Annotated in this window: 13 protein-coding genes; 7 read left to right on the forward strand and 6 right to left on the reverse strand. The window is 62.0% G+C overall.

What is annotated here, in order from left to right; genetic code table 11:
* Positions 1 to 19 precede the first annotated feature (19 nt).
* The 6 genes from PQR27_RS33035 (at position 20) to PQR27_RS33060 (ending at position 8,241) form a co-directional block, all read left to right on the forward strand.
* Positions 20 to 985 carry a VOC family protein gene (locus tag PQR27_RS33035; RefSeq protein WP_408527750.1) on the forward strand — a complete coding sequence of 322 codons (966 nt, stop codon included), beginning with the start codon at positions 20 to 22 and terminating at the stop codon, positions 983 to 985.
* Positions 978 to 2,243, forward strand: a complete 1,266-nt coding sequence (locus PQR27_RS33040) for an NAD(P)/FAD-dependent oxidoreductase (protein WP_408527751.1) — start codon at positions 978 to 980, stop codon at positions 2,241 to 2,243. The genes PQR27_RS33035 and PQR27_RS33040 overlap by 8 nt, the downstream gene beginning before the upstream one ends.
* A 24-nt stretch (positions 2,244 to 2,267) precedes the next feature.
* Positions 2,268 to 3,671: an MFS transporter gene (locus PQR27_RS33045; RefSeq protein WP_408527752.1), complete on the forward strand. Its 1,404-nt coding sequence runs from the start codon at positions 2,268 to 2,270 to the stop codon at positions 3,669 to 3,671.
* Positions 3,672 to 4,091: 420 nt separating this feature from the next.
* A complete protein-coding gene (locus PQR27_RS33050; RefSeq protein WP_408527753.1) occupies positions 4,092 to 4,340 on the forward strand; it encodes an RHS repeat domain-containing protein in 249 nt (82 codons plus the stop codon).
* A 43-nt stretch (positions 4,341 to 4,383) separates the two neighbouring features.
* Positions 4,384 to 7,839, forward strand: coding sequence for an RHS repeat-associated core domain-containing protein (locus PQR27_RS33055; protein WP_408527754.1), 3,456 nt, complete (start codon positions 4,384 to 4,386; stop codon positions 7,837 to 7,839).
* A gap of 39 nt (positions 7,840 to 7,878) precedes the next feature.
* Positions 7,879 to 8,241: a DUF4279 domain-containing protein gene (locus tag PQR27_RS33060; protein ID WP_408527755.1), complete on the forward strand. Its 363-nt coding sequence runs from the start codon at positions 7,879 to 7,881 to the stop codon at positions 8,239 to 8,241.
* Positions 8,242 to 8,290: 49 nt separating this feature from the next.
* On the opposite strand, the gene PQR27_RS33065 is transcribed toward PQR27_RS33060, so the two are convergent.
* A complete protein-coding gene (locus tag PQR27_RS33065) occupies positions 8,291 to 8,434 on the reverse strand; it encodes a SymE family type I addiction module toxin (RefSeq protein WP_408527756.1) in 144 nt (47 codons plus the stop codon).
* Positions 8,435 to 8,611: 177 nt separating this feature from the next.
* On the reverse strand, positions 8,612 to 8,770 hold the full coding sequence (locus PQR27_RS33070) for a hypothetical protein (protein WP_408527757.1): 159 nt from the start codon (positions 8,768 to 8,770) through the stop codon (positions 8,612 to 8,614).
* A 151-nt stretch (positions 8,771 to 8,921) separates the two neighbouring features.
* On the opposite strand from PQR27_RS33070, the gene PQR27_RS33075 reads away from it, so the two are divergent.
* Positions 8,922 to 9,059, forward strand: coding sequence for a hypothetical protein (locus tag PQR27_RS33075; protein ID WP_408528419.1), 138 nt, complete (start codon positions 8,922 to 8,924; stop codon positions 9,057 to 9,059).
* Between the two features lie 85 nt (positions 9,060 to 9,144).
* Here PQR27_RS33075 and PQR27_RS33080 read toward each other — a convergent pair whose 3' ends face one another.
* The 4 genes from PQR27_RS33080 to PQR27_RS33095 form a co-directional block, all read right to left on the reverse strand.
* Positions 9,145 to 9,606 carry a GNAT family N-acetyltransferase gene (locus tag PQR27_RS33080; RefSeq protein ID WP_408527758.1) on the reverse strand — a complete coding sequence of 154 codons (462 nt, stop codon included), beginning with the start codon at positions 9,604 to 9,606 and terminating at the stop codon, positions 9,145 to 9,147.
* A 165-nt stretch (positions 9,607 to 9,771) separates the two neighbouring features.
* Complete coding sequence (locus tag PQR27_RS33085; RefSeq protein ID WP_408527759.1) at positions 9,772 to 10,875, reverse strand: FAD-dependent oxidoreductase; 1,104 nt, start codon at positions 10,873 to 10,875, stop codon at positions 9,772 to 9,774.
* A 145-nt stretch (positions 10,876 to 11,020) separates the two neighbouring features.
* Entirely contained in the window at positions 11,021 to 11,224 is a 204-nt protein-coding gene (locus PQR27_RS33090; protein ID WP_408527760.1) for a DUF3562 domain-containing protein, read from the reverse strand.
* Positions 11,225 to 11,401: 177 nt separating this feature from the next.
* Positions 11,402 to 12,466 (reverse strand): DMT family transporter, encoded by a 1,065-nt coding sequence (locus tag PQR27_RS33095; RefSeq protein ID WP_408527761.1) that lies wholly within the window; start codon positions 12,464 to 12,466, stop codon positions 11,402 to 11,404.
* Between the last annotated feature and the right edge of the window lie 16 nt (positions 12,467 to 12,482).

Raw genomic sequence — 12,482 nt, forward strand, 5'->3', positions numbered from 1 at the left:
AGATACGCAAGAGGCACGTATGACGATTCTCGGCATTGAACAGATTATTTACGGCGTGACGGATCTCGCCACCTGTCGCCGCTTTTTCGCGGACTGGGGCTTGAAAGAGACCGCGCACGACGAAACGCACGCACGCTTTGAAACGCTGAACGGCTGCACGATTCTCGCGGTCGATGCAAACGATCCGTCGTTGCCGCCGGCTTTCGAAGAAGGCCCGACGCTGCGCGAAGTGACCTGGGGCGTGGCAACGAAAGCCGAACTCGATGAACTGCGCGGCCGCTTCGCCGGTCAGCCGGGCCATTTCGAAACCGCTGACGCGGTCGGCTGCATCGACCCGAACGGCATGGCGATTCGCGTGGAAGTGACCCGCAAGCGCCAGCTCGATGTGCACGGTTCGCCTTCGAACGTATGGGGCCAGACGCTGCGCGTCGACCAGCCGTCGCCGATTTACGAACGCGCCGAGCCGGTTGAGGTGGGCCACGTGGTGTTCTTTACGAACTGCCTCGCGGAACAGGAAAAGTTCTACCAGGAACTGCTCGGCTTCGAAATGTCGGACCGCTATCCGGGGCGTGGCGCGTTCATGCGTTGCGCGCCGCACGGCGGCCACCACGACATCTTTTTGCTGGCCTTGCCGGGCGGCAAGCGCGGCCTGAATCACGTGGCATTCACCGTGCGCGATATCCACGAAGTATTCGGCGGCGGCATGCACATCAGCCGCTGCGGCTGGGATACGCAACTCGGCCCAGGGCGTCATCCGGTTTCATCGGCGTACTTCTGGTACTTCCAGAATCCCGCCGGCGGCCTGATCGAGTACTACGCCGACGAAGACCAGCTCACGCCCGAATGGCAGCCGCGCGATTTCGAACCGGGTCTGACCGTATTCGCCGAATGGGCAATCGACGGCGGCATCGACGGCAATACGCGTCGGCAGAAAAACGCGAAGGCGCCGGAAGGCAAATTCATGACGGAGCGGAAAAATGACTGACGCTGCTGCTGCAAAGGCTGAGGCTGCCCATGCCGGACTCGAAGCGCCGCGCACGATCGTTGTGATCGGTGGCGGCCAGGCAGCCGGTTGGGTCGTGAAGACATTGCGCAAGGAAGGCTTTGACGGCCGCCTCGTGATGATCGCCGACGAAATCCATCTGCCGTACGAGCGTCCGCCGCTGTCGAAGGCCGTGCTGGCCGGCGAAGCGGATATCGAAACCGTGCGGCTGGTCAAGCCGGACGATTTCGCCGCGCTGAACGTCGAGGCATGGCAACCGGATTGCGCGACCTCGATCGACCGTGAGCAACGCATCGTGCGCACGCAGTCGGGGCGCGAAGTGCACTACGACCGTCTCGTGATCGCGACGGGCGGCGCGGCGCGCCGTTTGCCGGATGCGCTGGTGAAGACCTCGCACGTGACCTATCTACGCACGCTCGACGAAGCGGTCGCGCTCGGTGAACGGCTGCGCGCCAGCAAGCGCGTGCTGGTGGTCGGCGGTGGCTGGATCGGTCTGGAAGTCGCGGCGACCGCGCGCAAGCTCGGCATCGGCGCAACGGTGGTGGAAGGCGCGCCGCGTTTGTGCGCCCGTTCGCTGCCGCCGATGGTATCGGACTTCCTGCTGCAACTGCATCGCGCGAACGGCGTGGATGTGCGGCTGAAAGCGGCGCTCGTCTCGCTCGACGATCATCCGCACGACGCCGACCGCATCCGTGCCACTTTCGCAGACGGCTCGACGCTGGACGCCGACTTCGCCGTCGCCGGCATTGGCCTGACACCGCATACGGGGTTGGCTGAAGCGGCGGGCATCAGGATCGACGACGGCATCGTGGTCGATCATTTCGGCGCAACCGACGACCCGCGCATTTTCGCGTGCGGCGACGTGGCGAATCATCCGAGCGCGTGGTTGAAGCGGCGCGTGCGGCTCGAATCGTGGGCCAATGCGCAGAACCAGGCGATCTCCGTGGGGAAAGCGCTGCTCGGAACCTTTGAACCGTACGCGGATATTCCGTGGTTCTGGTCCGATCAGTACGACGTCAATCTGCAAATCCTCGGCGACATTCCGGGCGACGCGCGGCTCGCCGTACGCGGCGACCTGCCGGGCAAACGCGCGACGCTCTTCTATCTGGAAGACAGCACGATTCGCGGCGTGATCGCGATTAACACGCCACGCGAACTGAAAATGTCCCGCAAATGGATGAACCAAGGCCGGACCATTGACCTTGCCACCCTGACCGACGCCAGCACGGCGCTTGCCTAACTACATTACGGACGGCTCAACGGCATGAGAACCATCGACAACACCATGGGGGACCGCAGCAGCGCCGGTGTCTCAGGCCCTGTGACCCGGGGCTCGATCATCGCGCGTCTCGAGCGCCTGCCGAAGAACGCGCTGCAGGTGCGCGCGCGTATCCTGATCGGTCTCGCGACGTTCTTCGACGGCTTCGACGTGATCGCCATCGCGGCTACGCTGCCGATCCTGATTGCGAAGTGGCATCTGACGCCGTGGGAAATCGGCTTCCTGATCGGTTCCGGCTCGGTCGGCCAGTTGATCGGCGCCTTCGTGTTTCCGTGGTACGCGGAACGCAAGGGCCGCGTGAGAGCGATTGCCTTGAGCTCGGGCATCATCGGCATCACCAGTATTGCCTGCGGCTTCGCGCCGACGTTCGCCGCGTTCGTCGTCTTGCGGGTGATTCAGGGACTGGGGCTCGGCGGTGAACTGCCGGTGGCGGCAACGTATATCAACGAGATCAGCCGCGCGCATGGCCGTGGCCGTTTCGTGCTTCTGTATGAAATCGTTTTCCCGGTCGGCCTGCTGGCATCGAACGCACTGGGCGCGTGGATCGTGCCGCGCTTCGGCTGGCAAACCATGTACTTCATCGGCGGCATGCCGTTGATCCTGTTCTTCGTACTGCGCAAGCTGGTGCCGGAATCGCCGCGCTGGCTCGCCGAGCGTGAACGGATGGCCGATGCCGACGCCGCCGTGCATGCATTCGAACGTGCCGCGAAGGGTCCGCTTCCGCCGGTGGTGAATTCGGCCGAGTTCGAAGCGATGGCCAATCGTCACCCGAAGCGCCGCATGGGCGACCTGTTCGGCCCGGCGTATCTGAAGCGCACGATGGCCGTGGCCATGCTGTGGATCACCTGCGGCTTCATTCAATACGGTCTGTCGACGTGGCTGCCGACCATCTATCGCACGGTTTATCACGCGCCGCTGCAACTGGCGCTGAATCTCGCGGTAGCGGCATCGGTGCTCGGCGTGGTGGGGTCGTTGACCTGCGCGCTGCTGGTCGACAAGGTGGGACGCAAGCCGATCATCAACCTGTCGTTCGTGGCGTGCGCGCTGTCCTTGCTGCTGGCCGGCGTGTTCCATAACTCGTCGGTCTATGTGGTCGCGACATGCTGCGCGTTCTCGCTCGGCTTCCTCGCCTGCGGCTTCATCACCGCTTACGTGTACACGCCGGAACTGTATCCGACGAGTATCCGCGCGATGGGCTGCGGTGTGGGCGGCGCGTGGCTGAAGGTGGCGGCGATCTTCGCGCCGGCCATCGTGTCGAAGACGATGATCGGCGGCAACCTGGAAGTGGCGTTCTACATTCTTGCGGCAGTGCCATTCCTTGCCGCGATCGCGGTGCACTTTCTCGGCATCGAGACCAAGGGCAAGGTGCTGGAGCAGCTCGAGGCGTGATGCGTTTTGGCGTGTGATGGGTTTGGTGGGCGGTTGATGTAGTACCGCAATGGCAGGAAGGCGAAGGGCGCACTGGGTGGTGCGCCCTTTGCTTTTTTGGGCGAACGGTATGAACGCATCGACGAGTTCATTGACCAGCGCGATCGGCGTATTTGATGGGCTCATTTTGCGCTGGCGCATAGTTCTCTCAAAGTTCGGCCGCCGCGTAAGAGATTTACTACTCAATTAGAGAACGATCCTCTATAAATTCGATTCGCTTTTGAATATCGTCCAATCAATTAGTAAACCTATAAATGTGATTGGAGGATGTCGATGTTTGATCCATCTAGGGGCTTGCGTTCCCGTGCGGAGACCTGCCGAGAGAGTCACCGGGTGCTAGCCTGGCGCGTAGCGAGTTGTTGCGCTGTGGTTTGCCTATTCATGCCTGTGACGTCTGCCCATGCCGATGATGTCGCCTACGGATACGACGCGCTGGGCCGCCTCACCTCAGTGACGGTGGCGGGTGCGAGCGCTTATTACGACTACGACGCGGCCGGCAATATCACTGCAATCCGTCGGCAGGGGGCCTTGTCTTCGGCCGCGCCGGTGAGTGGCGCGGGTTCCTTGCAGGCATTGGCTGCCAGCCAACCGTCTGCTTCGCCAGTGGCGACTCCGGTCAGCGCGCGCTAGACCCGAAGCGGTCGATTCCTCTCCCAGTTTCTTTCGGACCTTTATGCGATTTATCGATGCCTTTGCGGCGCGTCGCGCGCTGCTTCGCCCGTTCGTGCTGTCTTTCTTCCTGCTGATGTCCTGGTTTGTCGCGCCGCACGCTCGTGCCATCGACTGCGACAGCCGCTACGCCGCCGCAGGCGCTTACCCGACTAATCCGATGTGCCCGTTCATCGCTAGCGGGGCCGATTTCGGTGGTTTAGGCGGCTACCAGTGCCAGGACCTGAATTTGGTTTTCGCCTACTGCAGTGGACCGGGGACCACTGACACGACCGAACCCGCGTCACCCGAAGAGAGCATGCCCGACCCCGGCGAGAACTGTTCGCCCGATGCGACTGCTGGATGCGGCAATAGCACCTCAGGAGCCGATCCGGTGAACCTTTACACCGGCCAGTTCTATTTCTTCGCCCACGATCTGGCGGTCGTCGACACGACGCCGCTCAATCTGGCGCGGGTCTACCGGAGCGGCGCGTATGACCGTATCGGGAAACCTCTCGTCGGTGCATTCGGGGTCGGCGGCGGACTGACGTTCGACACGATCCTCGCCATGAGCTCCGACCGGCAACGTTTCGAACTGCGTCAGGCAATCGGCATCCGCGTGCCGTTCACGGCGCGCGCGAACACCAACGGCAAGGGGTGGGACGATCTGACGAGCCCCGGTGAGTACTATCGCGCGCGAATCGACGCCGCAGGCAGCACCGGCATGACGCTGAGCCTGCGCGATGGGCGGGTGCAGCGCTTCACGTCGTTCGGTGGCGTGTACCGGCTGACTCGCGTGGAGGACCGTAACGGCAATGCGCTCGTCATCGCGCGCGACAGCAAAACCGGAGCGATCACCAGCGTAAGCGGCCCGAACGGCCGTGCACTGACGTTCACGTCGGTTGTGGGCGCGAGCGGTACGCCGCTCATCGCGCGCGTGAGCGATTCGCTGAACCGGCAGGTCAGCTATACCTACGACAGCCAGGACCGGCTCACGCAGGTCTCGGACGCCGGCGGAGGCGTATGGAAATACGGCTGGGATAGCAAATCACGGCTGGTGACGGTCACGGACCCGGAAGGTAACGTTCAGGTCGCCAATGCCTACGACGACAACGACCGCATGGTTGCCCAGAAGCTCGCGGATGGCAGCACGTTCGGATTCGCGTACACGGTCGTCAACGGCAAGGTCACGCAGACCGAGGTGACGGACCGGCGCGGCAGCATCCGGCGCGTGGAGTTCGACGCGAACGGGCGGGTGGTGCGCAACACGTATCCGGCCGGCCAATCGATCCAGCAGGTACAGACCTACACGTACGACGGCAACGGACGCGTGACAAACTTCACGACGGGCGATCGCCAGTACACCTACGGCTATGACACGAACGGCAATCGCACGAGCGAGGCGGACCAGGCGGGCACGCTGGTCACGCGCACCTTCGACAGCTACAGCCAGTTGCTGACGGAAGCGCAGGCCGGTGACCCGCAGCGCGGCGTCAGCACCGTCTACACATACGACCCGAAGGGCAACCTGCTGACGGTCACTGACCGCGTAGGCAACCGCACGACGTTCACGAACGACGGCCAGGGCCGCCCGCTGACGGTGACCGACGCGCTCAAGGGCGTGACGAAGTTCAGCTATGCCGGCGCGGATCTGACCAGCGTCACCGATCCGCTGAATCGCATCACCCAGTACACAACGGACGCGGCTGGCCGTGTAACGGTAGTGCAGGATCCGTTGGGTAATAAGACGAAGCGCACGCTCGACGCGCTGGACCGTACGGCTGACGTCACGGATGCGCTGGGAGGTGTGACCCGCTTCACGTGGGACCGCAATGGTCGCCTGCTCAGCCAAGCCGATCCGAAGGGCGTGACGACCCGTTACGCTTACAACGCGATCGGCCGACCCGTGAGCAGGACCGATCCACTCGGCCGCAGCGAAACCTACACGTGGAACGGCGCGGGTCAACTGGCGACAGCGACTGACCGAAAGGGGCAGGTGACGACCTATTCCTACGACGCGGCGGGTCGCGCGCAGCAGACCGATTTTCAGCCCGCTGCCGGCGCGCCGGCCACCCGGAGCTGGCACTACGGCTGGAACAACACGCTCGACAAACTGACCGGTATCGACGACAACGGTCCGAGTCAACGCGGCAGCGCTGATGTGGATCAGCACGTCGCCAGCACAACCCTTTATTACGACAGCGTCACCGGCAAGCTCACGCGCACGCTTGACTGGCCGATACTGCAGGGCATTTGGTCGTACCGTTATGCCTCCGACACCCGCGACCTAGCCGGCATCGAGATGGACCGGGCGACGGTGAACTACAGCCGCGATGCGGAGCACCGGGTTACACAGATCCAGTACAAGGTGAACGACGAGGCACCGCGCACGTTCGGCTATGCGTACGACGCATTAGGCCGGCGCAGCCAGGCGACGCTCGCCAACGGGATCACGGCGACCTACACGTGGGATGCGGCTAGCCAGTTGACGAGCATCACGTACAAACGAGCTGACGGCAGCGTGCTGGGCGACCTGACGTATGGTTACGACCAGGCAGGGCGGCGCACGAAGGCGGGCGGGAGTCTTGCGAAAGTGGACCTGCCGCAGGCGGTGAACGACGCGCAGTACAACGCGGCGAACCAGCTCACCCGCTGGGCGGGCAAGACGTTGTCGTATGACCTGAACGGCAATCTGGCCAGTGATGGCGTGAACCAGTACGGCTGGAACGAACAGGGTCTGCTGAGCCAGATAAACGGCGGCGTGACGGCAAGTTTCAATTACGACATGTTCAACCGGCGCAGGGATCGCACGGTCAACGGCCACCGCATGCAGACGGTCTGGATCGGGGATGAATTGAACTTCATGGTGCCGGACGGGGACTGGTCGCAGCGCATCCGCGTGTTCTCGCCGTATCCGGAAAGCGGGCTGGATGAACTGACGTTCCGGCGCATCGGGGATGACGCGAGTCAGGACCGGTATGTCCTGCGCGATGCGAACAACAATGTGATTGCGCTGACGGATGCGAATCAGCAGAATCGGACGCAGTACCGGTTCGAATCCTATGGTGCCACGACGCAAACTGGAGCAGCAGACCCGAATCCGCAACAGTACACCGGGCGGGAGAACGATGGGACGGGGCTGTATTACTATCGGAGTCGGTATTACAGTCCGGCGACCGGACGGTTCATCAGTGAAGACCCCATAGGCTTGGCGAGTGGGCAGACGAATGCGTATGCTTATGTGGGTGGGAACCCGGTGCAGTTCAATGATCCCTACGGTCTACATAAGGGCGACCAATGGTATGGCTACGACGATAGGAATTTCCAGGATTGGGTGCATGATGAAAAGCAAAAGATGAAGCGTCCTGGAGCGATGAATTTCACCAAGCCCATGCTTGAAGATATGTATGACCAATGGACGGCGGAAGGTTGTCCGGCGGGGAAGGGGGGCAAGAGCGGAAAAGGCGGGCGATCACGTTAACTTATTGGATGAGAAATGACAGCTTGCGCGCGGACCTACGTGACCCTCTGTATCTATGCACCGGACGTGGCGGCTCTGGATGCTATGGCGAATGAGATCAAAATATCGCCTACTTGGACGAGCGATAAAGACGGAATTCTCGGATGGTTTTTGAATACAAGGGACATTGATTCGGTAGACCTTGGGGAGCATCTCGACTTTTTGTTGGGTGCTCTTAGAGGACAAAACGTTGATATGAATCGAATCAAAGAAATAGGTTGCTCTTATAGGGTGAGTTGCTTCTGGTCGTCAGTGTCGGGGAACGGTGGCCCTGCGCTTCAGCCGAAGCAGATGGCGGCACTGGCATCGCTGGATATGGAGTTGCACTTTGATTTGTGGTTTGACCCGCCGGAAGAAGAGTAGCTGTAGCGGGATTGTGAATTGCAGAAGGGCCGCTTGCGGCCCTTCTGCTTTAAAGCGGCGTAATAATAAGCCGCTGGTGCTCGACGGTGATACGCACGCGCTGTCCGGGCTCGAAGTCGGCGGTCTCGATCCAGCGTCCGGAGAGCTTCATCCACGGAAAAAGGGGTGACGTCTTACGCATACGGAGGGGCATGCGAGCCTCCTTTTGGTAGCGCCAGGGCTCCTGGATGGTGACGAACCGTTCGGTGACGGGTGGGTGTGCTTTATGATTGGCATCCAGCCCTGATCAACTCCTCATATGAGTTGGTGGTGGTCAGCGGGCGGTGTGTGTTGACGCATTCATCGCCCGCGCTTCGTTTACGGCGTTACATCACCTTCTTTTCTGCTGCTGTTCCTGTTCGAGCACGGCTATGAGCATTTGCGCCACGAACTGCTGGTGCGCTTTGGGTATCGTGAGCGGCATCTGACGGACGAGGGCGAGAACGAGAACGGCAAGGGCGGGCATCTGCGCCTGGTGATTGATCTGCATGGCAGACGAATGCGTATGCTTACGTGGGTGGGAACCCAGTGCCAAAGACCGACCCGTTTGGGCCTGGACCATGAGATCAGAAGTTCGGTTTGTCAAATTCTTATTGGAATTGGCTCCGCAGGCAGGATGGCGGTTCGTTGATCAAAGAGTCGTGTCGAAGACGATGATCGGCGGCAACCCGGAAGTCGCGTTCTACATTCTTGCAGCGGTGCCGCTCCTCGCGGCGATCGCGGTGCATTTTCTCGGCATCGAGACCAATTGCAAAGTGCTGGAACAGCTTGAGGCTTGAGAGTGTGATGCGTCTGGTGGGTGGTGATGTAGCCGTACCGCAATAGCAGGAAGACGAAGGGCGCGCCGGCCGCGCACCCTCCAACTCAGAGTTCCTTGCGATACACCACGAAGCCCGAGTGGCTAGCGACCTTGTCGTAAAGCTTCATGGCGGTCTGATTCGTTTCATGCGTCTGCCAGTAGACGCGTTGCGCACCGTCCGCCTTGGCGCGCTCATACACCGCTTCGATCAATGCGCGGCCGACACCCTTGCCGCGTTCGCTGTCGAGCGTATAGAGGTCTTGCAGATAGCAGGTCGGTCCCGCCATGGTCGTGTGACGGTGATACAGGAAGTGCACGATGCCGACCAATTGGCCATTGCGCTCGGCCACCATGGCATGCATCGGCTCGTAGCCGTCGAAGAAGCGGCCCCACGTGATCTTCGTGATGTCCCGTGGCAATGCGGTTTCACCCGAACGGCCGTAGAACGCGTTGTAGGCATCCCATAGCGGCAGCCATGCGTCGAAGTCGTCAGGCGTGACGGGGCGGATCTGAAGCGATTCGGGCATGAGTGCGGTTCCATGTTTATTCAGGGTGGCGGCGATTCAGCAACCGTCAGCATAAGAAAATTGTGGCGCCATTGTTAGATCCACCATGCGATCAGAATATGGAGCCACGAGCGTGGACTACCGCCTTCCTGCCCGAATCCACCACCCTGCACATACGACGCTTTGCTAAACCGTTTCGGCTCTCAGCCAGCTTGCGAGCATGGCGTCGTCGTTCGTATCCAGCGCCTGCGCAATCCGCTGCCCGACAGCGGCGCCGAATTTATAGCCGTGGCCTGAGCACGCCGATACCACCAGCGTATTGCCGATCTGCTTCGAAAAGAAACGTTGATCCGCCGTGAACGTGTAGGCGCAGGTTTTTATCTCGCTCACCGTGTACTCAGCGATACGGCTGAAAGGCGGCGAGAACAGGCTGCGCAACCGCTCGCCTTCGGCGGGCGCGGCGACGCGATCCGCATCGGGATCGTCCGCGCGCGTCTTCAGTATGCTCGCGCCGAATTTGAGGCCGACGCCGTCGATGGGCGGCAACACATACGCGCCGCTTTCACCGCCGATATCGACGATCGCCGGCGCATTCGACCACGCCTCTTCCAGATCCGCGGGCGGCTCCATATAGGCGACCACGTTGCGATACGTCATCAGGCTTTCGGCTAGCGCGGGGAATAGCCGCGAAGTCCAGGCGCCGGCGGTGACCACAAGCTTGTCGCCGCGTACAACGGTGTCGTCTTCGAGGCGCACCGAGGCCGTTTGTGGATCGACGTGGACCGCTTTGGCATGCATGCGGACTTCGGCGCCGCGCATCTTGAGCCACGCCTTGACGTCGCGTGCAATGTGCTCGCTGAATAGCGCCCCGCCGTCATGATCGAGGTAAGCGTAGCGAAAGGTGGCTGGATCGAGAAACGGATAACGCTCGGCCGCTTCGCGCGGGTCGAGCCGTTCGTAGGCGAATTCCATCCGGTCGAGGCCGGCGCGGAACAGTTCGGCGCCGTCGCCCGGGTATTGCGAAATGCCGAGCACCCCGCAATTGGCATAGTGGGACACGCCGAGATCATTCCACAACAGGTCCCAGCTATCGTGCGCTTCCGCAATCGTGCGCGCGTAGCCATCGGCATCGCCGTATGCGCGACGGATCATCCGATGCCGGTCGCCTGATGCGGCAAGCGGATTCGGAATCGCGCCCTGCTCGATCAGTGTGATGTCGTGGCCCAGCTTCGTGAGAGACCACGCCGTACTCAAGCCTGCAATACCCGCACCTACGATTGTCACCCGCATGCCAACTCCCCCGAGTCGAAGTATCCGGGTCAGAGTCTAGCAGCGGGAAAAATAATTCGGCGCGCGTCGCGCAAATCAATGTGCGCGCCACGCGGATTCATGCAATGTGGTAATGAGCAGGCGGTGGTCTCCGCGCGCGGCCGTATCAGTGTTCGTGCTTCGACGTGTGCCGCAGTTGATCGCGTACTTTCTTCGCCGCGAAAAGTGGCACGTAGTCGAACACGCGCGCGTCGTGCCGATAGTCGGCGAGGGTGTCTGCATACATCTTCGAGACCGTTTCAGCGGGCGTGTCGGTTTCCTCTGCAATGCTTTTCACGACTTCGTCAACGTTAGGCTCGGGTTGGGACATGAATTTCTCCAGGAGGCGCCGGCGGACAGCCAGGATGAATCGCGGACCAGCAGGAGTTTCATTACAGGATGCGATCCGCGGCGATGCCAATTGAATCGGTCTATCGCACGATTTGTTTCACAGAGATTTTTGTCTTGCAGTGCCGCAAATACCCGCGCCGCGCGATGGCGCAGGAAATCAATGCGAATGTCGATGATGAATGTCGGGGAAATGCGCGTGCGCGTGGGTCACCGGCGCGTGGTGGTGCGCATGGGTGTGCGGCTCGTTGCCGTCCCACGCGAAATCGTGCTCGTGCTGATGATGCGCGTCATGCCGATGACGGTGCGTGTGGTCCAGCGGATCGTGCGTATGCGGGTGCTCATGACGTTCACGGATGTGCAGCCAGACGCCCAGCGTCATCAAGGCGGCCGCGACCCAGAACAGGGGCGGCGGCATTTCGGGCCAGAGCAACCAGGACAGCGTGACGCCAAACAGCGGCGCCACCGAGAAATAGGCGCCAGTACGCGCGGTGCCGAGATTGCGCAGCGCGACGACGAACAGCGCGAGACTCACGCCGTAGCCGGCAAAGCCCGTCAACATGGCCAACGCGACGGTGACGGCCTTCGGCCACGCGGCGCCGAGGGTGAGCGCGAGCGCCACGTTGACCGAACCGGCCACCAGCCCTTTTATGCAAGCGATGAACATGGCGTCGTGCGTGGACACTTTGCGGGTCAGATTGTTGTCGACGGCCCAACACGCGCATGCCGCGGCCAGCAGCAGCGTGCCCGGTGGCAGGCCGGCCGCGCCGGGCTGCCACGATAACGCCGCGCCGCCCGCCACGATTGCCGCCATGCCCAGAAACACCTGCACGTCGACGTTTTCGCGAAACACGATCCACGCAATCAACGCGGTGAAGACGCCTTCCAGATTCAGCAGCAGCGAGCCGGTGGCGGCCGGCGTCGTTTTCAGACCCAGCATCAGAAGCGCGGGGCCGGCAACACCGCCAGCGGCAATCGCGCCGGCGAGCCACGGGACTTCGCCCAACGGGAAATGGTTGTGACCGGCCTGCTGGCGGCCGGCATGGCCGCGCAGACGCCGCGCGAGGATCACAGCGGCAAGACCGGCGCCGCTGCCGAGGTAGAACAATCCGGCGAGCAGAAACGGCGACAGCGAGCCGAGCAGCGCCTTGGCGAGCGGCGTGGTCGCGCCGAACAGCGCGGCGGCGAGTAAGGCGGTGAAAGCCGCGTTAAAGCGGGTCGGCATGAGTGATATCCGATTC

The organism is Paraburkholderia fungorum (genome assembly GCF_046027215.1).
Classification (GTDB): domain Bacteria; phylum Pseudomonadota; class Gammaproteobacteria; order Burkholderiales; family Burkholderiaceae; genus Paraburkholderia; species Paraburkholderia fungorum_D.